General features: G+C 68.9%; 22 protein-coding genes and 6 pseudogenes. 12 read left to right on the top strand and 16 right to left on the bottom strand.

Translation table 11 applies throughout. The annotated features are described in order from the left end of the window. The first annotated feature begins 573 nt into the window (after positions 1–573). The gene (locus AB0G32_RS38420) at positions 574–1,245 is read left to right on the top strand and encodes a Mu transposase C-terminal domain-containing protein (protein WP_361174976.1); all 672 of its coding nucleotides are present in this window, start codon (positions 574–576) and stop codon (positions 1,243–1,245) included. Positions 1,246–1,357: 112 nt separating this feature from the next. Here AB0G32_RS38420 and AB0G32_RS38425 read toward each other — a convergent pair whose 3' ends face one another. The 4 genes from AB0G32_RS38425 to AB0G32_RS38440 all read right to left on the bottom strand — a co-directional run bounded on the left by AB0G32_RS38425 (position 1,358) and on the right by AB0G32_RS38440 (position 4,751). Beyond that, positions 1,358–2,173, bottom strand: a complete 816-nt coding sequence (locus AB0G32_RS38425) for an SDR family NAD(P)-dependent oxidoreductase (RefSeq protein ID WP_361174979.1) — start codon at positions 2,171–2,173, stop codon at positions 1,358–1,360. A gap of 157 nt (positions 2,174–2,330) precedes the next feature. Further along, positions 2,331–3,119, bottom strand: a complete 789-nt coding sequence (locus AB0G32_RS38430; protein ID WP_361174982.1) for an SDR family oxidoreductase — start codon at positions 3,117–3,119, stop codon at positions 2,331–2,333. A 218-nt stretch (positions 3,120–3,337) separates the two neighbouring features. Further along, positions 3,338–3,760, bottom strand: a complete 423-nt coding sequence (locus tag AB0G32_RS38435) for a hypothetical protein (protein ID WP_361174985.1) — start codon at positions 3,758–3,760, stop codon at positions 3,338–3,340. 379 nt (positions 3,761–4,139) lie between these two features. After that, entirely contained in the window at positions 4,140–4,751 is a 612-nt protein-coding gene (locus AB0G32_RS38440) for a TetR/AcrR family transcriptional regulator (protein WP_361174988.1), read from the bottom strand. 186 nt (positions 4,752–4,937) lie between these two features. Between AB0G32_RS38440 and AB0G32_RS38445 the strand changes: the two genes are divergently transcribed. Together AB0G32_RS38445 and AB0G32_RS38450 are read left to right on the top strand one after the other, a co-directional pair. Beyond that, a complete protein-coding gene (locus tag AB0G32_RS38445; protein WP_361174991.1) occupies positions 4,938–5,738 on the top strand; it encodes a class II aldolase/adducin family protein in 801 nt (266 codons plus the stop codon). 21 nt (positions 5,739–5,759) lie between these two features. After that, positions 5,760–7,331, top strand: coding sequence for a class I adenylate-forming enzyme family protein (locus AB0G32_RS38450; RefSeq protein WP_361174994.1), 1,572 nt, complete (start codon positions 5,760–5,762; stop codon positions 7,329–7,331). A 118-nt stretch (positions 7,332–7,449) separates the two neighbouring features. Here AB0G32_RS38450 and AB0G32_RS38455 read toward each other — a convergent pair whose 3' ends face one another. After that, positions 7,450–8,304: a hypothetical protein gene (locus AB0G32_RS38455; RefSeq protein ID WP_361174997.1), complete on the bottom strand. Its 855-nt coding sequence runs from the start codon at positions 8,302–8,304 to the stop codon at positions 7,450–7,452. A gap of 13 nt (positions 8,305–8,317) precedes the next feature. Here AB0G32_RS38455 and AB0G32_RS38460 point away from each other — a divergent pair, with 13 nt between their 5' ends. Further along, positions 8,318–8,575 (top strand): MFS transporter, encoded by a 258-nt coding sequence (locus AB0G32_RS38460; RefSeq protein ID WP_361175000.1) that lies wholly within the window; start codon positions 8,318–8,320, stop codon positions 8,573–8,575. A gap of 115 nt (positions 8,576–8,690) precedes the next feature. On the opposite strand, the gene AB0G32_RS38465 is transcribed toward AB0G32_RS38460, so the two are convergent. The 4 genes and pseudogenes from AB0G32_RS38465 to AB0G32_RS38480 all read right to left on the bottom strand — a co-directional run bounded on the left by AB0G32_RS38465 (position 8,691) and on the right by AB0G32_RS38480 (position 12,631). Then, positions 8,691–9,203: a hypothetical protein gene (locus AB0G32_RS38465; RefSeq protein ID WP_361175003.1), complete on the bottom strand. Its 513-nt coding sequence runs from the start codon at positions 9,201–9,203 to the stop codon at positions 8,691–8,693. Between the two features lie 250 nt (positions 9,204–9,453). Further along, a pseudogene (locus AB0G32_RS38470) lies at positions 9,454–10,671 on the bottom strand (IS110 family transposase). A gap of 351 nt (positions 10,672–11,022) precedes the next feature. After that, positions 11,023–11,861 (bottom strand): annotated as a pseudogene (locus AB0G32_RS38475) (transposase). A 50-nt stretch (positions 11,862–11,911) separates the two neighbouring features. Then, positions 11,912–12,631, bottom strand: coding sequence for a DUF6082 family protein (locus AB0G32_RS38480; protein WP_361175006.1), 720 nt, complete (start codon positions 12,629–12,631; stop codon positions 11,912–11,914). Between the two features lie 230 nt (positions 12,632–12,861). Between AB0G32_RS38480 and AB0G32_RS38485 the strand changes: the two genes are divergently transcribed. Both AB0G32_RS38485 and AB0G32_RS38490 read left to right on the top strand, forming a co-directional pair. Then, positions 12,862–13,317, top strand: coding sequence for a hypothetical protein (locus AB0G32_RS38485; RefSeq protein WP_361175009.1), 456 nt, complete (start codon positions 12,862–12,864; stop codon positions 13,315–13,317). A gap of 26 nt (positions 13,318–13,343) precedes the next feature. After that, positions 13,344–13,628: an acyl carrier protein gene (locus AB0G32_RS38490; protein ID WP_361175038.1), complete on the top strand. Its 285-nt coding sequence runs from the start codon at positions 13,344–13,346 to the stop codon at positions 13,626–13,628. 136 nt (positions 13,629–13,764) lie between these two features. Here AB0G32_RS38490 and AB0G32_RS38495 read toward each other — a convergent pair whose 3' ends face one another. The 4 genes and pseudogenes from AB0G32_RS38495 to AB0G32_RS38510 all read right to left on the bottom strand — a co-directional run. Beyond that, positions 13,765–14,250, bottom strand: coding sequence for a hypothetical protein (locus AB0G32_RS38495; RefSeq protein WP_361175012.1), 486 nt, complete (start codon positions 14,248–14,250; stop codon positions 13,765–13,767). Further along, a complete protein-coding gene (locus tag AB0G32_RS38500) occupies positions 14,196–14,366 on the bottom strand; it encodes a hypothetical protein (RefSeq protein WP_361175041.1) in 171 nt (56 codons plus the stop codon). Before AB0G32_RS38500 ends, AB0G32_RS38495 begins: the two co-directional genes overlap by 55 nt. 17 nt (positions 14,367–14,383) lie before the next feature. Next, positions 14,384–14,542 (bottom strand): annotated as a pseudogene (locus AB0G32_RS38505) (hypothetical protein); the annotation flags it as partial. Positions 14,543–14,573: 31 nt separating this feature from the next. Further along, positions 14,574–14,678 (bottom strand): annotated as a pseudogene (locus AB0G32_RS38510) (hypothetical protein); the annotation flags it as partial. A gap of 611 nt (positions 14,679–15,289) precedes the next feature. Here AB0G32_RS38510 and AB0G32_RS38515 point away from each other — a divergent pair. Then, positions 15,290–15,982 carry a S1 family peptidase gene (locus AB0G32_RS38515; RefSeq protein ID WP_361175016.1) on the top strand — a complete coding sequence of 231 codons (693 nt, stop codon included), beginning with the start codon at positions 15,290–15,292 and terminating at the stop codon, positions 15,980–15,982. Between the two features lie 460 nt (positions 15,983–16,442). Here AB0G32_RS38515 and AB0G32_RS38520 read toward each other — a convergent pair whose 3' ends face one another. Beyond that, a complete protein-coding gene (locus AB0G32_RS38520; protein WP_361175019.1) occupies positions 16,443–17,030 on the bottom strand; it encodes a hypothetical protein in 588 nt (195 codons plus the stop codon). 223 nt (positions 17,031–17,253) lie between these two features. Here AB0G32_RS38520 and AB0G32_RS38525 point away from each other — a divergent pair, with 223 nt between their 5' ends. Continuing rightward, positions 17,254–17,490: a hypothetical protein gene (locus AB0G32_RS38525; protein WP_361175022.1), complete on the top strand. Its 237-nt coding sequence runs from the start codon at positions 17,254–17,256 to the stop codon at positions 17,488–17,490. A gap of 101 nt (positions 17,491–17,591) precedes the next feature. Beyond that, positions 17,592–18,778: pseudogene (locus AB0G32_RS38530) on the top strand (IS3 family transposase). Positions 18,779–18,816: 38 nt separating this feature from the next. On the opposite strand, the pseudogene AB0G32_RS38535 reads toward AB0G32_RS38530, so the two are convergent. Then, positions 18,817–18,978 (bottom strand): annotated as a pseudogene (locus tag AB0G32_RS38535) (transposase family protein); the annotation flags it as partial. Between the two features lie 432 nt (positions 18,979–19,410). Next, the gene (locus tag AB0G32_RS38540; protein WP_361175025.1) at positions 19,411–20,388 is read right to left on the bottom strand and encodes an Lrp/AsnC family transcriptional regulator; all 978 of its coding nucleotides are present in this window, start codon (positions 20,386–20,388) and stop codon (positions 19,411–19,413) included. Between the two features lie 99 nt (positions 20,389–20,487). Here AB0G32_RS38540 and AB0G32_RS38545 point away from each other — a divergent pair, with 99 nt between their 5' ends. From AB0G32_RS38545 to AB0G32_RS38555, 3 genes are all read left to right on the top strand, one after another. After that, positions 20,488–20,940: a VOC family protein gene (locus tag AB0G32_RS38545; protein ID WP_361175028.1), complete on the top strand. Its 453-nt coding sequence runs from the start codon at positions 20,488–20,490 to the stop codon at positions 20,938–20,940. Beyond that, positions 20,825–21,517: an NAD(P)H-dependent oxidoreductase gene (locus AB0G32_RS38550; protein WP_361175031.1), complete on the top strand. Its 693-nt coding sequence runs from the start codon at positions 20,825–20,827 to the stop codon at positions 21,515–21,517. The genes AB0G32_RS38545 and AB0G32_RS38550 overlap by 116 nt, the downstream gene beginning before the upstream one ends. A gap of 82 nt (positions 21,518–21,599) precedes the next feature. After that, positions 21,600–21,971, top strand: coding sequence for an antibiotic biosynthesis monooxygenase family protein (locus AB0G32_RS38555; RefSeq protein ID WP_361175034.1), 372 nt, complete (start codon positions 21,600–21,602; stop codon positions 21,969–21,971). The last annotated feature ends 419 nt before the right edge of the window (positions 21,972–22,390 follow it).

Here is a 22,390-nt window from a genome sequence, read left to right on the forward strand (position 1 = left end):
GGCGGTCCAACGCAGCCGGTCACCGTAAGGAGGGAGGCGGCCGGGCCAGCCGCCGCAACCGCGGTAGTCGGAGTGGCGTCCTCGTCAGGTCATGCTGCTTGCGGGTCTAACTACCCGATCCCCGGTCGTCTGGCTTCCACCGGAGATTCCTTGGAGGAGACGTGAGCACCGAGCAGCAGCCGACCCGGCCGACTCAGCACCCGGGGCGCGGAGGCCCGAGCGCCCGATCTCGTGAAGCGGGGCGCCCTCCCGGCGATCGGCGGAGCCGTCTCCGGTACCGCCCGCGCGTAGGAACAGCCACCTCCACGACAGCCGACCCACCCCACACCAGCCGGAAAACAGCAGCCGCTTGGTCACCTCATGACAGCGGGTCTACCCGCAACTATCCCCATGAACAGGCACCCAGCACCCTGTCACGCTGACACCCACCCAATGCCACCAATCCGCCCCCAATCCCTCGTCTGGCTCGAGGGCTACCAGGCCTGGTCCGGTGGCGTGTCGAAAACGGGATCACCGCCCTGTACGCCGTGCCCGCCTCCGGCCAACGGCCCGGTCAAGGGACATGTCGAGCGGATGTTCCGCACCATCGGCGACCGGTTCTCCCAGTACGTGGCCGGTTACACCGGCTCCGACGTCACTCAGCGCGGCTCTCACGTCGAGGACGAGGCGTGCTGGACGCTGTCGCAGGTGCAGGATCTGCTGGAGGAGTGGCTGGTCGCGGACTGGCAGCACCGTCGGCACGCATCCCTGCGTCATCCTCTGGCCCCGAAGCTCGCGGTGTCGCCGAACGAGATGGGGGCCGCGCTGGTCGGCGTGAGCGGCTATGTGCCGGTACTGCTCAGCGAAGACGACTACGTCGAGCTCATGCCGGTCAAGCGGGTGGGCATCAACGACTACGGCATCCGCTTCGACTATCGCACCTACGACCACGAGGTCCTCAACCCGCACCGCGGGCGCAGGTCGACGGCCCCGGACGGGATGTGGGAGGTGCACCACAACCCTTATGACCCCCAGCAGATCTGGGTGCGGCTGCCTGGCGGCTGGGAGGACGTGCCCTGGATCCACAAGGGGCGGGTCAGCCTGCCTTCACCGACTTCACCTGGCGGCACATCCGCGCGACCGTCGAGCGCCGCGGCGACCGCGATGAGTGGTCTGGCCGCCAGATCTTCAAAATTCTTGAGCACGCCGACCAGAACCGACTCGGCAACGTCGAAGAACTCGCTCAAGCGGCTTGACACGACGTAGCAGCCTCGGGAGCCGCCGGACCGGGCAGGCGGGGGACATCGTCCGCGCGCCATGGGACGGTGGGACACCACCACCGTCGCGCCCGGTCCGCGTGACCTGGCCCGGCCGCCGGTCAGGCCAGTTGGGTGCCGCCGTCCACGCACAGCACCTGGCCGGTGACGAAGGCGGCCTGCTCGGACGCGAGGTACACGACGGCAGCGCCGACTTCCGACGGGAACGCCGTCTCCCGCCCCACGAGCGTGCGCCTGCCCAAGGAGCTCAGCTCCTCGCCCCGTTCCGCGGCCAGCGAGGCGAACATGCCCTCCGGATGCCAGCGGCTGCCCCGGCCGACGTCGGAACGCGGGTCCTCGGGCATGGTGCCGTACGGTGCGACGGCGTTCACCGTGATGCCATGACGCCCGACCTCCTTCGCCAGCACCTTGGTGAAGGCGTGCACGGCCCCCTTCATCGCCGAGTAGACGGCGAGCATGGGGTCGCCCAGGATGCCCGCGGTGGAGCCGATGTTGACGATCCGTCCGCTGCCGCGGGAGATCATGCCGGGCAGAAAGGCATGAGTGCAGTTGAGGGTGCTCATGATGGTGAGGGAGATGTCCCGCTCCCAGTCCGCCGGCTCGGTGTCGGCGAACAGATCGAGTCCCACGTGTCCGCCCACGTTGTTCACCAGCACGTCCGGCGGCCCGACGTGCTGGTGCACGGCCTTCACCAGGGCCGCCACGTCACCGCGGTCCGTCACGTCGGCGTGGTGCCAGACGGCTTCCGCCGCGCCGCTCTCCGACAGTTCCGCGCAGACCCGGTGCCCCTGTTCCTCGTCCCGGCCGACGATGACGACAGCGGCACCCTCGGCCGCGAAAGCCAGCGCCGTACTCCTGCCGATGTTGGCGCTGCCTCCGGTGACGACCACTGAACGGCCGGCGAGACCTGTGTTCACGTTCTGCTCTCCTGTCCCTCTGTCAAAAGATCTTGTACGGGCGTTGGTGGGACCGCCCCGGCCGACGGCACCGTCCCGTCGTGCTGGTGGGGCGTGAACCGAGTGCGGACACCGTCCGGCAGTACCCCGCCGAGTGTCCGGTCTCCGTCCGTCACCTTCAGTCGGTGGAGCGGCCCTGCTTCTCGGCGCCCATGCCGGAGAAGCCGACGGAGTAACCGCCGTCCACCGGCATCAGCGCTCCCGTGACGTAGGAGGCCTCGTCACTGGCCAGGAACAGGGCAGCCGCGGCGATCTCGTCCGACAGACCCCAACGGTCCATCGGGATGCCGGGCACGCGGGAGACACCGGGTGGCGGCTCCGGCCACTGCTGGGACATGGGAACCAGACCGGTCCAGATCGTTCCGGGACACACCGCGTTCACGCGGATGTTGTCGTCGGCGTAGTCGAGGGCGGCGGTCCGCGTCAACTGGTTCACGCCGGCCTTGGCCGCCCCGTACACGCCGTGGTGTTTCCAGCCGACGAGCGATGTCGCCGAGGACACGTTGACGATCGAACCACCGCCTGTCCTGCGCATCGAGATGATGCCGTACTTCATGCAGAAGAAGACCCCTCGGAGGTTGACCCCGTGCACACGGTCCCAGGTCTCCGTGGTCTGCTCGTGCAGTGGCAGCAACCCGCCGCCGAATCCGGCGTTGTTGACGAGGATGTCGATCCGCCCGAAGGTGTTCTCGGCCGTCCCGACCATGCGCCGGACATCCGCCTCGTCACCGACGTCCGCCCGGACCGGGACCGCCGCGTCGCCGATCTCGGCGGCGACATCGGCCGAACGGCCGCTGATGCTCGCGCAGACGACATGGGCTCCCTCGTCGGCGAACCGGTGCGCGATGGCCTTGCCGATTCCCGACCCGGCACCCGTGATGACCGCGACCTTGTCCTTCAGACGCATACACATCCTCCTCGGTGTTCCGCCACCGGCCGGTGGGCCGGTGGCGGACGAGTCGTTAGCCGGCCGCTGCCAGGTGGCGGACGGCTCGCATGTCCGGTGCGGTGACCACCACCCGTCACCACGGTGTTCCTGCCGTCCAGCGCGGCATCTCCGCGTCGAGCGGACGACGTGCCTGTCCGTTGTCCGACGGGCCCCGGCGCGCGGCCGGGACCCCGCGGTCACACCCCGCTGTCGGCCCTGGAGAAGACGAATCCCTCGTACACGTCATCCACGGTCGAGACGAACGGCTCTCCCGGACGCACCCGCCCGCCCAGTCCCGGTGACCGGCGGACCGGTCCGCCCGGGACGGTGGTCCCCAGGACGTGATGACTGAGGAACAGCGGGGCGGCAGCAGTGCCGTTCACCAGGCTCGTCCGCTCCTCCTCCGCGGCGAGCCCGACCTCGACGACATCGCACCCGAGATCACGTGCGTACACCGCGGAGTCGGGTCTGGCCCCGTACCGGATGTGGCGGCGCAGGCCGGGGTGGCCGAGCGCGCGGTCGAGGTGAGGTTCGGCGTCCGGTTGCCGGTGCGGCCCGTCGCCGAGGAGATCGTCGTCCTGCCCGCCCGCGCCGGAGGGGACGGCTTCGAGCAAGGACACCGAGAAGCCCTCTTCGAGGGCACGACGGAGCTGGTGAACGCCAGTTGCACCGGCCCCTGTCACCAGCAGGTCGGCCTCACGCGCCGGGAGCTCCCTTTGCGCCTGATCGTATGCGACACACAGGTTGTCCCTGACAGACGTGTTCATCAACGTGCTCAAAAACCCTCCGCGTGCTGAGCAAGGGCCCGGTCCCGTGCGGGGCCTGGAGGTTGTACCGATCGGTCGACGAATCGGCGTCGTCACAGTAACGGACGCGAGCGCGGCCAGGCAATGCTGCGGACACAGGCGGTCGGTGTCGTGTGCCGACCTCGCCGGGCCTGCGGGTCCCGCCGCCGGACTCCCGTCGTTCGCCCCGGAGAGCGGGAGCCCGGGAGCCGGTTCACTCCGGCCTGAGTCCTGCCAGTACCAGCCGGACGTGCTCTCGGACCGCCTCGTCGTCGAGTGGCCGGTGGCCGACGACCAGCCGGAAGTACAGGGGCGCGTAGAGCAGGTCGAGCACGACGTCGGGGTCGGCCCGGCGGATCTCCCCCCTCTCGATGGCGGCGCGCACGATCTCGACCCCCTGGCGCCGCCGCGCGTTGACGTAACCGTCGCGGAATGCCCGGGCGATCTCCGGGTCGAACTGCCCTTCGGCGATGAGGGCGGCCACCGCGGTACCGGTGGCGCCGCGGAACGACTCGGCCATCCGGAGCAGGCGGTCCTCGACCTGGCCGATCCGGAAGTCCTCGGGGTAGGGCAGGACGTCGTCCGACTTGCGCAGGAACGCCGACATGACGACCGCGGCACGGTTCGGCCACCACTTGTAGACGGTCACCTTGCTGACGCCGGCCCTGGCGGCGATGGCCTCGACCGTGGCGGCCTCCAGGCCGTGCTCCAGGAGCAGTTCGTAGGCCGCGTCGAGGATGGCCGCCTCGGCGCGGGGGCCGGTTCGGGCGCGCCGCCGGCTCTTGCTCCCGGGCTCGGCCGAGCCCTCCCGTGCCGGAGTGGACATGGGGCGCACCTCACTGCATGACGCGAACGCGCGGTCCGGGTTCTGTGGATCTCCAGCGCCACACGATAGGCGGCACGTCGGGGCTCGTCCATTCACGGGTGTTGACACCGGGTCTCCCGTCGGCAGATATTAACTGAACGTTCAGTTCTGTCATGGCGATGCCCAGATCCACGGGAAGGCGGCCGCATGGCCACAGCCACGGAATCCACGTACTCCTCCTTCGAACTGCCCGTCACCCGAATCGCGGACGACGGCCCGATGACGGACGCCGAGCTGGCCGTCCGGCGTGACCTGGCCGCGGCCTACCGCCTGTGCGCGCTGTTCGGCTGGGACGACCTCATCTACACCCACATCTCGGCGCGCCTGCCCGGACCGGCGCACCACTTCCTCGTCAACCCGCTCGGCCTCGGCTTCGAGGAGATCACCGCCTCGAACCTGGTCAAGATCGACCTCGACGGCAACGTCATAGGCGACAGCCCCCACCGGCCCAATGCCGCCGGGTTCGTCATCCACGGCGCGATCCACAGCGCGCGCCAGGACGCCCAGTGTGTGATGCACCTCCACACCGAGGCCGGGATGGCGCTGTCCACCCTGGAAGAAGGTCTGCTGCCGCTGACCCAGCACGCGATGCGCTTCCACGGCCGCCTCGGCTACCACGACTACGAGGGCATCGCCCTCAGCGCCGACGAGAAAGAGCGGTTCGTCGCCGACCTCGGGGACAGCACCGCCCTGATCCTGCGCAACCACGGCACCCTCACGGTGGGCCGCAGCGTGGGGCAGGCGTTCACGGAGACCTTCTACCTGGAGAAGTCCGCACGGACCCAGCTGCTCGCCCTGTCCACCGGCCGCCCGCTGACCGTTCCGCCGCAAGAGGTGATCGAGCTGACCGTCCGGCAGTGGGTCGAGGACCTGGGCACCTCGAACGACCGGGAATGGCCGTCCCTGGTGCGCAAGTTGGATCGCACCGACCCCTCCTACCGCGACTGAGACGACGGAGCGGAGCTGCCCATGACCGGCACGATCCACCGTCGGACCTTCCACGAGCACTGGGAGGCCGCCGTCGCCGAACACGGAAACCGGCGGTTCCTGGTGTTCCACGACGACACCGGCACGGTCGAGTACACCTACCGGGAGTTCGACGAGATCGTCGCGCGTACCGCGGGCACGCTGCGCCGGTACGGTGTCCGGCCCGGCTCGTCCGTGCACCTCGCGCTGCGCAACAGCCCCGCGTTCGTGGCGCTCTGGCTCGCTGTCGCCAGGCTGGGAGCGTGGTTCGTACCGGTCGACCCGGCCTCGGCGCCGCGCGACATCGCCCACCAGGTCAGGCGGACTTCCCCCACGGTCGGTGTGTGTGCCGGCGCACGGGCGGCGGTGTACCGGGAGGGAGCCGGAAGCGCGATCGGAACCGTCGTCGAGATCGGCGAAACCGCGGCCGACGTCGGTCCCGAGGGCCCGCTCGGTGCCGGGGAGCCCGTCACCGGGGCCGCCCCCGGCACCCGTCCCTCCGACCGGCTCGCGGTGATGTTCACCTCCGGTACGACCTCCGAGCCCAAGGGCGTGGTCCTCACCCAGGAGAACTACAGCACCGTCGGCGAGACGATGGCGGCCGCGGTCGGCCTCCGCCCGGAGCACCGCTGGCTGGTGACACTGCCGCTGTTCCACGCCAACGCCCAGTACTACTGCTTCGCGCCCGCCATCACGGCCGGGGCCGGCGTGGCGCTGACCGGCGTCTTCTCAGCCTCGCGCTGGGTGCGCCAGGCACATGAACTGGGCGCCACCCACGCCAGTTTGTTCGCCGCTCCCATACGTATGATCCTTGCCCGCTGCGGCGACCGGCCGCCACTGACCCTCGAACACGTGTGGTTCGCCCAGAGCCTGGGGCAGGAACACTACGAGCGGTTCGCGCAGATCGCCGGGTGCCGGCCCCGCCAGTTGTACGGCCTGACCGAAACGGTCGCCGCGGTGACCGGGGACACCAGCGATCCGCTGCGCCACGACGTGATCGGCGAACCGCTGGGCGACCGTGAGGTCGACGTCGTCGACCGGGAGGACGGCCGGCCCTCCCCGCCCGGCACACCAGGGGTGCTGCGGGTCCGGGGGGTTCGCGGTGTCGATCTGTTCGAGGGATACCTCGACGACGCCGCGACCACGGAGCGCTGTTTCACCGCCCACGCCGACGGCACGAGTTGGTTCACCACCGGAGACCTCGTGGTGGCCGAGCCGGGTGGCGGCGTGTTCCGGTTCGTCGGCCGCGCCGACGACGTCATCAAGGTGTCGGGCGAGAACGTGAGCCTGACCGAGGTGGAGGCCGTGCTCGCGCAGGCACCGGGGGTGCTGGAAGCCGCTGTCGTCGCGCACGCGGACCCGGTGCGCGACCAGGTGCCGGTGGCCTACGTCGTTCCGCGGGACCTCGCCAGCCCGCCCGACACCGAGACCCTGGCGGGTTGGGCCCGGCGCAACCTGTCGCCAGCCGCCAGACCACGTGCCTGGCATGTCATCGACGAGCTTCCGCGCACCAGTGTCGGCAAGGTACGGCGCTTCCGGGTCGCCTCGGACGCCCCGGACGTCCGGCGCCCCTGATCCACGGTGCGTCGGCCGGTGGCCGCTCTCACCCTGCCTTCGCTGCCGGCGATTGCACGCATGGCCGAAGCCCATGCGCGCAATCGCCGGTGACAACCCGGAACGCCGGTGACCGGACTCAGGCCGGTTCGCCGCCGCGTGCGGGAGTGCGTCCGGAACGCAGCACCAGGGCGAGGAGCAGTGCCAGCGCCGTGGCGACGGACCCGACGACCAGGTACACCTGGCTGTATCCGGCACCGGTGAACACCTGGGGGATGTCGGTGACGGTGCGGACACCGCCGGGATCCACGGAGACCATTTCGAACGGGTGCGCGGCGAAGGTCGGGGTGAGGACCGCGGTGGCCGTGGATCCGCCGACGGCACCGAAGACGGCGAGCATCCTGGCGCTCACGCCCTGCAGCCGGGCCGGCACCGCATCCATGATCAGGTTCGGACATGCGGCGCAGAAGAACCCGCGGCCCAGGCCCCACAACGCACCGATGCCGACCTGGGCCTGCCACGTCGCGTGCCACTCGGAGTACAGCACGCTGGCGATGAGAAACGCGGCCGTTCCGATCACCAGGGGCAGCCGTGCGCCGCGCGCTCTGACGAGGATGCCGCCGAACGGGCTGAAGATCATGGTGAAGAACGCCATCCGATGGATATGTGCACGGCGAACTAGAACACGGAGTACCCCGCCGCACAACCGAGATCGCACCGGAAGTGGATGGACTGCGCCAGCTGGGAGACCGGAAGATGGGCCCGGGCCGCAGCGCTCTGGAGGATCTGCTGCTTTGAGTGTCGCGGAAGGCGCGGTCTCCAACATGAACGCGGCGATGTAGGTGATCGCGGTGAAGGCGCCGGTGCACACGAAGAGACGGCCAGCACCAGCGAGACGGCGGGATTCCGCAGCAGTGAGGACAGCGGCCGGCTCGACGGCGCGTCCACCCTCCGGCTGGTCCTCATCCTGGTCGCGAACGTCCTGCTCTCTCATCGTCCGCGACCTCATGCCGCGTCGCTGGATCCCCCTGTGCGTGGGGTTCCTCGGCACCGGAGCCGGTGTCTCGGCCGTCATCGGCCCCCTGGTGCGCGGCGCGCTCACCGACCACTTCAGCTGGCGGTCGGTGCTCTGGTTCCTGGTCGTCTACACGGTCCTGTGCATCCCGCTATTCGTCTCGGTCGTACCGGAAACCTGGTACGCGCAAGACAGCGGTTCGACCTGCTCGGCGCACTGCTGTTCGGTGTGGGTGTCGCAGCCGTGTTGATCTACCCGAGTGAGGGTTCGTCCTGGCACTGATCCGCCATCGGGTCGCTGGCGTACCTGGTCGGCGGCTAGGTGGCGCTCGCCGCCTTCGCGCTGCGGGAGAAGCGGACTGCCGATCAGCCGCAGCGGCGGAGGAGCTTTACGAGTGCGACCAGGTCGGCCACGGCCAGGGTGTCCGGCGCCTGGCCGCCGCTCGGTGGGTGGGCGATCGCGTGCTGGAGGAGCAGTTGCAGCGCAGTGGTGGCGGTGGCGACCTCGCGCTGGCGTCGTCTGGCTTCATGCTCCCAGTTCGCACCCCAGGGCAGGGCGAGGTTCACCGTCACCTCGTGCTGGCCGCGGGTGCGCTGCGCGAAGGCGGCGTTCAGCTGCCGGGCGAGCTCGGGGACGAGGTCCCGGTGGTGGTTGCGGATCTGCTGGTCGAGCGTGGTCTCCAGGGTGTGCAGGAGCTGGTCTCCGGGACCGCCGGTGCGGCAGGCATCGGGGCCGTGCCAGGTCCCGGAACTAATCCGGGCGTCGCGTACGGCGGCAGCCGCGATCCGCAGGGCGCGTACGTGGACGTGACGCGAGCACGGCAAAGTGAAGAGCGGCGCGACCGCGGGCTGCGAGGTGGCGTCGGTGATCAACTGCACTACGGGCAGCGCCGTGTCCCAGGCAGTCGTGAAGTCCGCCCGTCTGGAGCCGGGCGGGGCGGCGTGCCCGGCGCGGACGGAGGCGGTGAGGTGGTGCAGCAGTTGGCCGAGTACCTGGTGGCCGCGGTGCCCGTCGCCGCTGAACGCGGCGACCAGTACGGGGTCGAGCTCGATGCCGATCCGGGGGGTGCCTCTATGTCTTTCGTCAAGGCATCCCTGTCGGGATTGGGATGGTTCGGGGCTGCTGGGGTTATGCGGCGAGCTCGACGGCCCTCGGTGTCCGGGGTTCGTAGAAGGTGCCATCGCGGAGCACGGCGAACAGGACGCTGATGCGTTGACGGGCGAGGCGGAGGAGGGCCTGGGTGTGTGTCTTGCCGCGGGCTCATTGCCTGTCGTAGTAGGTGCGGGAGGCCGGATCGGCGTTCATACAGGCGAAGGCGGACAGGGACGTCGCCCGTTTCAGCTGCCGGTTGCCGCCTCTGGGTGCGTGTTCACCGTGGATCGAGGTGCCCGGCGACTTCGTCGTCGGGGTGAGGCCGGCGTAGGAGGCCAGGTGGGCGGCGGTGGGGAAGCTGGTGCCGTCGCCGACGGTGGTCGACAGGACGGCGGCGGTCCTGACGCCGACGCCGGGCATCGATGTCAGGACCGGGGAAAGAGGGGGGCCTCCGACAGGGTGTTGATCTGGGTCTCCATCGCCCGGCGCTGGGTGTGCACGGCGGCCAGGGAAGCCGCCAGGGAGGGGACGACGATGCCCAGGGTGCCGGTACCGGGGACGACGACGGTCTGTTCGTCGAGGGCGGTGAAGACGTCGTCGATGAGTCGGGCGGCCATGCGGGGGGCCTTGGGCCGGATCAGTTCGGCGAGTCGGCGGCGACCGGCTTTTCACAGGGCGGCCGGGGAGCCGCAGCGCTCCAGGAGCCAGGTCACGGCCTGGTGGTCCATGCGGGGCCCCAGGACGCGTTCCAGGCTGGGGTGGAACTGGGTGAGCAGGCCGCGCATCCGGTTGCTGGTGCGGGTGGCCTCGGCCGCCAGGTCCTGGTCGAAGCCGGTAAGTACGGTCAACTCGCCGGTGATCTCGTCGGTCAGTTCCAGGGAGCGCAGGGTGTGGGGCATCATCCGCGCGGCGTCGGCGATGACGGCCACGTCCTTGGCGTCGGTCTTGGCCTCGCCGGGGTAGAGGTCGGCGATGCGGCGCATGGCCAGGCCGGGCGGGCAGGCGACGCGGCAGCCGGCGTCGCGGGCGACGGTCAGCGGCAGGGCGCCCATGGATGCGGGCTGGTCCACGATGACCAGGACGGTGCCGAACTTCGCGGCCAGCTTGTCGAAGACGGCCCGCATTTTCGGTTCGCTGTTGGGCAGCGGCTTGTCGAAGACCCTCTTCCCGGGCGGGGTGAGCCCGTGGCCGTGGTGAGCGGACTTGCCGACGTCCCAGGCCGAGGAACACGCCCACGTCTTCGATCTCGAACATCGTGCCCTTTGAGGGGCGTTGACGGTGCTGGCCTCGGCTCGGGTGTCGTGCTCGCGCATCCACGTTATGCAGACCCGCCGCCCGCGAACCGTCCGACATTGCGCCGGACCGGACGGTGGCCGGGCCTCTGATCAGCGTCTCCGACGGCACCTCTCGGGCCCGGTGACACCACCCCGCAGGTCATCCGTTCGGAACCGGCCGTTGGGTCGATTGGTGCGACCGGAGCTGCGTTCGTCGCGGCGTGGGCCGGACGGCGTCAGACTGCTGTTCAGGCTCTGGCCCAGCAGAAGCAATCGCAGCGTCAGTTGAGGCGCGATACGTACGGCGCTCTACTTCAGGCCGGAGCAGAGGCTAAGGTTGTCCCGTAAATGATCCTCTACGGGTTGAAGCGCAGGACTGACCAGTGGGACCAGCCGTTATCCCCGTGAGAGCGAGATTGCGGAGGCGGGCGATGCCGAGCATGGCGTAGTGGACGCCGTCGCCTCTCAGGCGGCAGTCGCGGAGGATCTTGCAGCCCTTCATCCGGGCGAAGGCATGCTCGACTCGGGCGCGGACCTTGCGGTGCGAGGCGTTGTGATCCTCTTTCCATGCCGGCAGTTCGGTCTGACCGCGCGCGCGGCGATGCGGAATGACCAGACCGGTGCCCCGGTAGCCGCCGTCCGCGATCACCGTGGTCCCGCCGACAGCGTCCTTGGTGCCTGACAGCTCCCCATGCCTTGCAGTCATTGCGGTTGCCGGGCAGCGGTCGGCCGACCACGACAACGAGTCGGCTGTCGGCGTCGATCACGACCTGGTGGCTGGTGGAGTACCGATAGTTCTTGGACTGCTCGGCTACCTCGTGGTCACGGGTGGGAACCAGGGTGCCGTCCACGATCAGGACAGTATCCCTGGAGAACCGGCGCCGCGGCCGCAGAGGCATCAGCGGGCCGAGGTGGTCGATGATCCGGTCTGCCGCAGACTTCGAGATGCCGGAACAGCAGGGCCAACTGGCGCATCGTTAAGTTGGTGCGCCAGCAGGCCGCGACCAGCAGCACTCGGTCCTCCAGAGGCAAACTCCAGGGCCGTCCCGGGCCAACCGCGTCGGCCCCCTCACGCCGCAGCGCGGTCACCGACTTCCCCAAGCAGTGCGGGCTCAGCCCAGAGAACGGGCCTGTCCAAGACGGCTCCGACGCCGTGATCACACCAGTCACACCAGTCACACCAGTCACACCATGATCATTCAACTCGTGCCCAACGGCCCTCAGCGCCGACTGCGCAACAGCGATCCCAGTGCCAAGCCGGTACTCAGGCCGATCAGGGCGCCGGCCGCCGCCCGCCATACGGGCGCCGCTCCTGCGCCAGGCACGTCGGGCGGACTCGGGGCAACGGCCGAGCGCGTCGGCGGTCCGGCAGCAACAGCGCGAGCGTGCTCCTCGCCCACGATGGCCAGGAAGCGACGACCGATACGGCTTCCTGACGAACTGGCGGTCCATGAGGTGCGGGCCCTGCTCCAGTAGTGCCGCCCAGCCTCTCCGGTGAACATCCCGGACAGCATGTCCCGCAGGAGAGGCTCGCGAATGGTCCCGATCTCATAACCCATCCACGCGTAGTTCATCATGAGGTCGGCATAGACATGCCGCTTCCGCTCATGGGGATCGGCGATGTCCGTGACGCCCCAGACAGGCTGGCAAAGCGCCATGTCCTCAAGTTCCAGGCGAACCAGCTCAAGGTAGTAGCTGCGAATCCCCTGGACCTGCTCCGCCCTGGCCTGCCGGTTCTGAACAATCAGCGAACCGGCAACACCGGCCAACGCGAGCGCCGAGACGATCGCCGACGTGAAGCCGTACGCGGCGCCGATCTGACTCAGCCTGTTCCAGTCCACGCCCTTGGAACCGGCGACCTCCTGCAGCACGAAAGGCGACAACAACAGCGCCGCCAGCACGGCCGCCGCAACTGCGACCAGCCCCAGAGCCCTGCCCATCCGGCGAGCCACTGATGCTCCAGCCGCAGACCCATGACGAGCTAACAAGTAAATCACCCCCAGGCGAGCCTGCCCCAGTGGCTAGGCCGAACCATGGGCAGCCTATGCGCAGCCGTCATGCTCGGCAGTGCCCGCCTGCACCAGCTCACCTTCGCCGACCGGGCGAGCGCCTCTTGCCGAGGAACCGCCGCCGCATCGGCCGAAGATCGTTTACGGGACAACCTTCAGGGATGAGCTCGGTTCTTTATTCGCCCTACTGCGCGACGCCCGAAACTCTGATGAAATTGGAACGTCTCACTGCTCGCCTGCACGACTCCACAGCGCTCATTAACGCCACTCGGCTCGCCACAGCCACCGTGGTCATTGAAGGGCCCAACTCCGTCGTCGAATCCGCGCATCGTGTGAAGGAGGATCTCGTCCTGTTCCACTCAGCCCTGGTGGCAGCAGCCACCGCTGCTGCTGGCTCGAGTAGTACGTTCGCCGAGTTCTTTTCCATCTGCGGTCGGGAGCGGGTAAGCATTCGCGATGCATTGACAGAGTTCGCTACGGCCGCGCGCGAGGCACTTGGCGGGGCCTCGCAGCAATCGGCTGCTGGGACGGGCGCGCCAGCAACCGCTGGTTTCCCCTTCGCAGAAGTCAGTGCGAGGCAATCCATTACCTCTTCCACCTCGTCTCACGCCGGGTAGTTCAGCCACCAGAGGAGCTCGATCGGATCCTCGCTGGCATGGCCCACGCGCTGGGAGTCCCCCAGGACGAAGTCATGGCCGACGCTACCCTCTGGGAGAAAGGCATGGACTCCATCTCCGTCCTGACGTTGTCCGCCTTTCTTCACCAGGAGCATGCGCTCGATGTGAAACCGCGATGGCTGTTTCAGTCGCGTGACCAATCCATTGGCGAGATCGCAACCCTTGTCGCTGCCGCGCAAATAACCGGACGGCTACTCCCCGGTGCTCGCAGCGAGAGACACTCACCCGCCCCGCCTTCTCATCCTGTCTGACCTCCGCAGGTCAACATCGCTGCCAGGCCGTTCCACCGGGCGGCCTCGACTTCCAGGGCTGATTCTCAGCTGGGCCTGGGGCCACCCGCATTCTCCGTAGGGGAAGCGGGCGGCCCCCAGGAGACCGGCCGGCTGGCTATGCTGCGGGAGCGGCGGCCGTCCCGGTCAGGCACACCAGGTCGCCGGCGAAGCCCGGGTAGCTGGTCGCCACCGACTCCCAGCCGTCGACGACGGTCGTTCCCTCGGCCGCGCACGCCCCCGCGACGGCGGCCGTCATCGCGATCCAGTGGTCGCCGTGGCTGTCGACGCGGACCGCGCGCATCCGGGAGGTGCCCTCGATGACCATGCCGTCCTCGGTCCCGGTCACCCGCAGGCCGAAGGCCCTCAGCATCGCCGCGGTGGAGGCGATCCGGTCCGACTCCTTGGACCGCAGGTCCTGTGCGCCGGAGATGACGGTCATGCCGTCGGCGACGGCGGCCGGCATTGCCAGCACCGGCACTTCGTCCACGAGCCCTGGGATGTCCTCGGCGGTCAGCTGGATGGCCCGCAGCCGCGACGCGCGTACCGTCAGCGTCCCGGTGGCCAGGCCGAAGTCGATGTCGGCGCCCATCTGCTCCAGCACGCCCACGAGTCGCTGCGCCAGAACCCGGGATAGAGGTTGTCTACGGTGACCTCGCCCTGGTCGGCGAGGTGCGCGGCCACTGCCCAGAACGCCGCCTGGGACGGGTCGCCGGGCACAGCGATGTCCGTGCCCGTCAGCTCGCCCGGCTCCAGGCCACCCGGTTGCCGTCGCCCCGTACCCGGCCGCCGAATTCGAGCAGCCTCTCCTCGGGGTGCCGCCTCGTCGGGTGGACCTCCTCCACCGTGGTGGTGCCCGTTGCGGCCAGCCCGGCCAGCAGCACGGCACTCTTGACCTGGGCAGAGGCCCCTCGGGGCGTAGGCGATGCCGGTCAGGCCGCCGCTGCGGACGACGAGCGGGGCCAGCCGGCCACCGCCGCGTCCACAGACCGTCACGCCCATGGCGCGCAGCGGTTCGGCGATCCGGTCCATCGGCCGAGAACGTACTCAGCTCGCGACGGAGCCGCTGGAGCTCGTCGTCTTGGGCCGCCCACGCCCGAGGGACGTGGCCGCCGGCCCGTGAGCCGGGGCGCCGGTGGCGGCCGCCAGGACACTGCTGACCGTGGCCGTGAGGGCGGAGAGGAGTGGTGTGCTGGGACCGTACGAGTCGCCGTCACGGCAGCGGGCCCGCCCGAACCGGTACGCGACGCGCGGTATGAGCAGGCCCGTGCCAGCATCCCATAAGGTGACCTGGGGCTTGCTGCCGTGGTCACAGGCCACAGGCGGCTGGGAGCCTCGGTGACCACCTGGCTCGAGGCCGGTGAGCAGATGACTCCCCTGGTGGCCGACGTCCGGGCCTTCCTCGCCGAAGGGCACCGGTGACTTTAGACATGCGCATGACCTGGACGCTTACGGAATCCGGGTGGGCCGACTGCATCCTTGACCGACCGCACCGTCCCGAAGCGCACGGACGAGGGCGGACTGTGCTCATGGCCCCGGCGTTCTCCGGCGAGCGCGGCCGGAGTATGCCTGTTGCGTGGCCCGCCGCGTTGCCACGATGAAGGCACTGCCGGTAAGCGCCACCGAGGACCCCGGGAGGGGCCGTGAGACGTCCGTTCACCTGCCTGCCCATGCTCACCACCGCCCTGATGGTGGTGAGCACCCTGTTCCTCCGCACCGCACCGCCGGCCACCGCGCTGCAAGTGGTGACGGTCCGGGGCGGCACCGTGCTCTACGCCGCCACCGGTGCCCAGTGTGTCGTCGGCTTCAACGCGAAGAGCACGACCACCCCGCCCGCGTATCACGGAGTAATGATCGGCCACTGCTCCGGCACCTACAAGACCACCTGGTACGCCGACGCGGCACGCACCACGCCGGTCGGGGTCACCGCCGGCGCCTCCTACCCGATCGACGACTACGGCGTCGTCCGCTACACCTCGAACACGCTGAATCTGCCCGGAGACCTCGCCCTGGGTGGAGGCGCCCTCCAGGACATCACCGGGGCCGCGACCCCGGCGGTCGGCCAGTCGCTGTGCCACGTCGGTCGGGCCAGCGGAGTCCACTGCGGAACGGTGACCGCACTCAACGTCACCGTCAACTTCGCCGAGGGCACCGTCCACGGCCTAATCCGCTCCACCACCTGCGCGGAGCCCGGCGACGACGGCGCCCCGGCCTACACCGGCACCCTGGCTGTCGGCTTCCTGGTCGCCTCCACCGGCAACTGCACCTCCGGGGGAGCTTCCTACTACCAGCCCGTGCCGGAGGTCCTCAGCGCCTTCGGCCTGACCGTGTACTGACTGATATGTTTGCGACTGTTTCATGGTGCCCGTGCGGAAGCGGTGCGGCCTCGGTGTGATGGAGTGCGTTGTCGAGACGCCGTTTCTCATTCCGAGGCCGCGAGGGTGAGTCTGCTGCACGGCGCTCTACGCCCGGCGTCCCTGAGTGTGCTTCTCGGTCGCGGACCGACTTCTACGACTGCCTGACTGCGCGTGCCGACGCGCTGTTCGAGCTGACCGATGCCGTGCCGTGCGCCGATGGACCGCTGCGGTCACTGGTCGGCCTCGCGCTGGCACCCGAACATCGCCGCGGTCCGGTTCCTCCACGCCGGCTCGAACCGCGGCGGACTCGATGGTGTCCGGCCGGCCGCACCTCGTCGTGCGCCCTTCCGGCGACGCGGCCCTTGGGGTCAGGTCCTTGAGATCGCGGTGTCCGTGGGGATCGCGGCGGGGCAGGAGGTCATGCCCTGGTCTGCGCCACTCATGACGATGACGCCGGGCTTCGTCTCGTCGGGCATGGTGCTGTAGGTGTTGTTCGTGACCGCGTTCCGGGCGCCGCGGGGGAAGCCCTTGTCCGTGATCCGGTGCGCCTGGGGCGCAGCAGCAGCGGCAACGCCTGAGTTCCGGTGGAAGCGGTCCGGTGGTACTGGACGATCAGCCGCTTCATGTGGATGCGTGGCCCGTTGGCCGCGACCTTGAGGAAGTAGTCGAGGTGCCGTGCTCCGTTGGTCCCCTTGATCACCGGCGCGGTGCTGCCGCCCACCCGCGTGAAGGTGATCGATTTCTGCTTGTACGCCTTGCCCAGCGAGAAGCTCGCCCCGGGTCGGTAAGTGCCCACGAAGAGCCGCACCGAGGTCAGGTTCGGGTTGTTCCTGACGCGCTGCAGCGCCTCGCCGATCGTGCGTACCGACCGGCGCTTCGTGCCGGAGGCCGCGTTGCTTCCTGTGGTGCTCACGTAGACGCTGGTGGGCGCCGCGCCGGCGGGCGTGGCGGTGACGAGGCATGCCGTGCTGACGGCGGTCATGAGGCCGGCGCCCGGGATCGCCGGCAGCTGCCCCTCGACGATCACGCTGTCCGCTTCTTGACTGTCCCTGGGTTCGCAGTGCCCGGTGAAGGCGCGACATGTTCCCGACCCGTCCGGGACACACGCCGTGTCCCTGCGTGACCGGCCCGGACAGTCGCCGTCCTGTCCGGGACAGCGGAGTACCTGGTCGGCCCCCTTTGGGCCTGGGTACGTTCGCCCCGGCTCGGCCGATCCGGCGGGGCCGACGTCCCAACAGCCGAGGAGAATCATGCGTATCCGATCCAAGTTCGCGCTCACAGCGGCTGCCGCCGCGCTCACCGCAGGCCTCACGGCAGTGCCCGCGGTGGCCGGCACGAGCGGCACCGACGGCAGCGGCGAGATCCCCGCCGTCACAGAGGCAGCCGCTATGAACAGGGCCAAGTTCATGAGTGACCCCTCCTCCGCCGCGCAGGCGGTCAGCACGAACCGGGCCAACCCCTACGGTGACATATCCGCTGCCGTGTGATCCGACCACTGCGGTGCCCGGATACGGGTGAGATAACCGGATCTTGTAGCGGCCCTGAAGCCAGGCATGATCGCCTCGGCAGATGGGAGAACACAGGTCCGATGCCTGCACCACGGAAGTACCCCGACGAGCTGCGCGCGCGAGCCATCCGCGAGGTTCAGACCTCGGGCCGTCCACTCGCGCATGTCGCCCGGGACCTTGGCATCCACAAAGAGGCTTTGCGGAACTGGGTCCGCCAGGCCGAAGCAGACCAGGGCGACCGGCCTGATCTGCTCACCACGGCCGAGAAGAATGAACTCGATCAACTCCGCGATTAGAACGCCGAGTTGAGACGGGCGAATGGAATCTTGAAGGCCGCCTCGGTGTTTTTCGCGAAGGAGCTCGACCAGCCCCGCACGAGGCCGACGCGGTGATCAACCACCTCCGCGACGACTTCGGGGTCGAGCCGGTCTGCCGGGAACTGGACCTGTCGGTCTCGGCATACAACGCCCGCCGCAGGCGACCGAAGTCCGCCCGGCGCCTGCGCGACGAGCGACTGCTGATCAAGATGCGTGCAGCTCATGCCGCATCCGGCGGCACCTATGGCGCCCGCAGGATCCACCGCCGGCTGCGGCGCGAGGGAGTCACCGCGGCCCGCTGCACCATCGAACGGTTGCTGCGTGAGGACGGTTTGCAAGGCGTCATCCGTGACCGGCGACGCCGGACCATGGTCCCCGAACCGACCGCGCCGCGCCCGCCGGACCTGGTCAACCGGCTCTTCACCGCAACCCGGCCGAACCAGCTCCGGGTCGCGGACTTGACCTATGTCAGGACCTGGTCCGGCTGGGTCTATGTCGCGTTCGTCCTGGACGTGTACTCGCGGGTGATCGTGGGATGGCAGCTCGCGACCCATATGCGCACCGATCTCCCTCTGGATGCCCTGGAGATGGCGCTGTGGCGCCGGGGCATCAAGAAGGGAGCGGGCCTGATTCATCACAGTGATCGCGGCAGCCAATACGTGTCCGTCCGCTGCAGCGAACGACTGACGGACGTCGGCGCGGCCGCGTCGGCGGGCTCCGTCGCGGACTCGTACGACAACGCGATGGCCGAGCTACCAAACGGCACCTTCAAGGCCGAACTGATCGAACACCAAGGCCCCTGGCGGGACGCTGACCAGGTCGAACGCGCCATCGTGCAGTGGGTCGGCCGGTACAACACCGAGCGCCTGCACTCCGCACTCGACTACCTCCCACCCGAAGAGTTCGAGGCGGCCTACTACCGTTCCTTGGTCACTCCGGACGCCACCTGAAACACACAGGATCGGCTGCTACGAAACTCGGGGCAACTCATTGCGGTGGTGCAGGTGTTGGCGGTATCCACGGATGTGCCGAACCCGGCGGCGATCTGGGCCCGGGTGTCGTGCTTGCGCAGGCAGGCGAGCGCGACGAGGGGGCGCTGGTGCGGAGAGAGCTTGCAGCGGCGGTCACCCTCACGGGTGACGATGAGCATCGTGACCCACTTGGCCAGCACATGAGGCAGGTCGAGTGCGGCAGGATATATGGAACCAGCAGGGCTCCTGGACCGACAGGGGGAGACTTCGAACACCTCACCCAACGGCACGGGAGCCCTGTCCGTTGCGGGCACCAGGGCCATCACCCGATTGGTGGCCAGCCTGAAAACGCTCACTGTGCGGGGAGCCGCTGCACCACCCGGCCAAGGCTGCGCCAGAGCGGCCTTCCCCGGTGTGCACTGCCCGGCCCCTCTTCGCCTCCGACGTCACCTTCCGCACCGTTTTGCAGCACTGCGGCGCGGGCTGAGCTGAGCCAACCGGCGCCCGTCGGCCGGCCTGCCGCCTGCAGCAGGCGAGGCGGCCCGGTACTGGGCCATCACGTTCCAGATGGCAGCGATGCGCACGCCACTGACCCGCCCCGACGGCTGTGATCAAACGAGGCGCCCGTCGGCCACTCGGGTGGCGGCCTGTTTGAGCCTGCTGAGCAGTGGGACGACCTCGACGTGGATCACACCGGGGAGATTGCCCAGTTGCTCAGTGACATAGCTGAACAGCTCGATGCTGTCGCGGCAGGTCACTGCGGCCACGACGTTCGCGGCACCCGTAACCGCAGCGACCCAACTGGTCTGCCGATGGGTGGAAAGCGCCTCGCAGACCGTGACGATGCGGTCAGGTGGTACCTGGAGGAGCAGAGTGGCCGAGATGCGGTAGCCGAACGCTTCCAGCATCACGTCCACGTCCACGGTGACCGCGCCACTGTCCAATAGCGCCTGGAGACGACCTCTGACACGGGAGAGCGGCCAGTCGAGGGCGCGGGACAGTGCTGACGCGGTGGCTCTTCCGTCCCGGCGCAGTTCCTCCAACAAGGGGCGGTCTTCGAGAAGCACCGGACTGTAGGTTTCCTTCCGGCGGCGAGGATCGCGCCCTTCGAGGAGAACCCGTTTTGCGTCCTCGCTCAGCGGTTCCTCAAAACCCGACCACTCGGCAGGGCCGCCGGAGTACGAGTGCAGTACCAGGTGAGTGGTGAACGAGAGCACTTGTGACGTGTGCGAGATCCGGGGCAACACTCCCGAGCCGCACTCTGCCTCGGCGGACAGGGTCGTGGTGCACATCAGCTCCGCACCGCCGGAGTGCAGCGCGACCCAGGAAACGTCGTCGCGCGCGGCCAGCACATTGCCCAGGTGTGCGGCCGCAGCAGGGCGGCACTGCAGCCGCAGTAGCCAGAGCGGATGTCTGGCGGAGGGCGCTGCCTCACTAACCAGGACCCGGAGCACACCTGCCTCGCGCATGGCGCGGTAGCGGCGGGTCGCGGTCTGCTCCGACACCCCTACCGCCTCGGCGATCCGGCGCATCGGGGCCCGCCCATCAAGCATCAGGCACTGGAGGATTTGTTGATTCAAAACGTCCATTGGTGCAGTTTAGTTTACCCACGCGGATCATATGGAAGTTCTTGACGGGTTCTGGCCGCGTTCCTGGAGTTTCTCCGTTGCGCGGCGAACACTCGATGCATGAGCGTTTTGAACCACCAGATCGTCTGGTCTCGCGATGCTGAGACCTCCGCCCGTTTTCTGGCCGACATGCTGGGCTTCGAGCCCCCGGTGAAGCTGGGCCACTTCGTCATGGTGCAGGTGAGTCCTGAAATCACCTTCGACTTCATGAGCACCGGCCGCGACATCATGGCTCAGCACTACGCCTTCCTGGTCAGCGAGGCGGAGTTCGACGTGGTCTTCGCCCGGGTGCTGGAGCGCGGCCTGGAATACTGGGCGGACCCCCAGCATCAGGACGCGGGCAACATCAACCGTCTTGATGACGGCCGCGGCGTCTACTTCAATGACCCAAGCGGTCATGAGCTGGAGATCATCACACGCCCCTACGGCAGTGGCGGCCTCGACGCCGACCACGTCAACCCGCTGCTCACCGAAGAGATGGCGGCGAACGGGAAGCTGCCGGACCTGTCGTGACCCAGCCACTGCCTCAGTCACAGCCCCAGCCGTCGCAAGAGCCGGCGGCTGGCCGTCCCCTCGTTCAGATCCTGATCGCGAGCACCGGCCGAACCGCGCGGGCGAACCCACCGCCCGGTGGGTCGCCGAACAGGCCGCCGCGGACGGCGTCTTCGACATCGAGGTGGTCGACCTGGCCGAGATCGACCTGCCGATGCTGGCCGAACCGGGGCATCCTAGTGCGCGTGACTATCAGATGCCGTCCACCCGCGCGTTCAGCGAGGTCATAGACCGCGCGTCGGCCTACATCTTCGTGATGCCGGAGTACAACCACAGCTACAACGCCGCCCTGAAAAACGCGCTGGACCACCTGTTCTGGGAATGGCACGGCAAGCCGGTGATACTGGTCAGCTACGGTGGCGTGGCCGCCGGGGCCCGGGCCGCGATGGCGCTTGAACCAGTGCTGATCTCGCTCCAACCGCAGGGGTGGTCGGCTTCGTCCCGATCCCTCTCGTCGACCAGCTCGTACACCTCCACGACGGCAAGTGGGTGTTCCGCCCCACCGAACCGGTCGTGCAGGGCCTCACCAAAGTCCTGAACGCCCTGCACCGAGCCATGCGGCCCGGAACGGTCTGACCTACGCGCGGGATCGCCCCGCCAACCTCCGAAAGAGAACCATCATGCCGGAATTCCACGAGCTGGACTCCAGCGTCGCCCTCGCCGACCAGCTTGACGAGGGAGGCGGACCAGTCATCCTCGTCAACATCCTGCGCGTCGCCTCCGAAGACATCGACCAACTGCTGCTGGCCTGGTCCACCGACGCGGCCGCGTTGAAGAAGCAGCCAGGCTTCATCTCCACCCAGCTGTACCGCGGTATCGCCGGCAGCAGCACGTTCCTCAATCACGCCGTCTGGGAGTCGACCGACCACTATCGCGCGGCCCGGCTCGACGACAGCGCACGCGCAGCCGCTCGCGAGCTCTACCCGGCCAGCCTCGTCGCCGCCCCACACCTGTTTCGACCGCAGGCGGTACCAGGGATCTGCGTCGCCTGACGAGGCGGCACACGGCAGCGGGCGGATCTGCTGGCAGCTCTTTGGTGTCACGGGAGTTGCCCTGCGGCTGGACTGTCCGAGACGCCCGTACGCATCGGCCGTCCGGGCCGGACTTCAGTGCGCAGGACGGCCTGACGCAGGAGGCCGCGGCCGAGGCGGGCGCGCTCCGGTGACGACGTCCGCGGCGTCGTCACCGGAGCGCTGCACGGGGGGCCGATGCCTCGCGACGGGCCGCCCGCGCAGAGGGGCAGGTGGACCGCATCCCGGGCGGTACTGGAGGACGAACTCACCTCTCTACCTGTTCGGTGCACAGCGGACCTAGGTCCAATGCCGTTGTCTTTGCTTGCGGCGTAGGCTCGGTGGTGGCTGCTGGGGGTGGTTCGGGTGTCTGCGAGCGTGTCGGAGTTATCGGGCCTGGG

The organism is Streptomyces sp. NPDC023723 (genome assembly GCF_040639815.1).
Lineage (GTDB): Bacteria > Actinomycetota > Actinomycetes > Streptomycetales > Streptomycetaceae > Streptomyces.